We start from the raw sequence: 606 nt of genomic DNA, 5'->3' as shown, positions 1-606 counted from the left end.
CCGCTGCTGAAACCGTCGCTGGACACACCCAGTGCCGCGACAGGCACCGTGGCCGTTACCGGTAAACCGGGCGCCACGGTGCAGTTGCAAGACAGCACTGGCAAGGCAATCGGTACGCCTGTGACCCTCGATAACGCAGGCAAAGGCGCACTGACCCTGCCAGTGGACACCACCGGCGACAGCCTGAAAGCTGTACAAACCTCGGGCACAACCACATCCCCAGCGAGCGACGCGGTCATCATTCCGGTATTGAAACCGGTCGTAGGCACGGTCGATCCGCAAACCGGCACCCTTGACGTGGTCGGCGAACCAGGCGCAATCGTGCAACTGAAAGATGCCGCAGGCACCCCTGTGGGCACGCCTGTCATCTTGGACACTGAAGGCAAAGGCGTATTGCAAGTACCGGTCACCCAGAGCGACAAGCCAGTGGTGGTCACGCAAACCGTGAACAGTGTCGAGTCACCGCCTTCGGCCCAAATCAGCGTGCCGCTGCTCAAACCGATGCTAGACACGCCCAATGCCGAGACAGGCACCGTGGCTGTGACCGGCAAACCGGGCGCCACCGTGCAGTTGCAAGACAGCACCGGCAAATCAGTCGGTACCCCG

1 protein-coding gene is annotated in these 606 nt (G+C 62.0%); it reads left to right on the top strand.

The window, feature by feature from the left end:
* Positions 1-606 (top strand): hypothetical protein (locus tag DK871_RS25590; protein WP_218581539.1); only part of this gene is annotated, 606 nt, incomplete at both ends.

Origin of the sequence: Pseudomonas sp. L13 (assembly GCF_009935965.1) — a bacterium.
Taxonomy (GTDB): domain Bacteria; phylum Pseudomonadota; class Gammaproteobacteria; order Pseudomonadales; family Pseudomonadaceae; genus Aquipseudomonas; species Aquipseudomonas lactis.
Note: the sequence above shows the minus strand (reverse complement) of the source record. Positions and strands in the feature narration are given on the sequence as shown.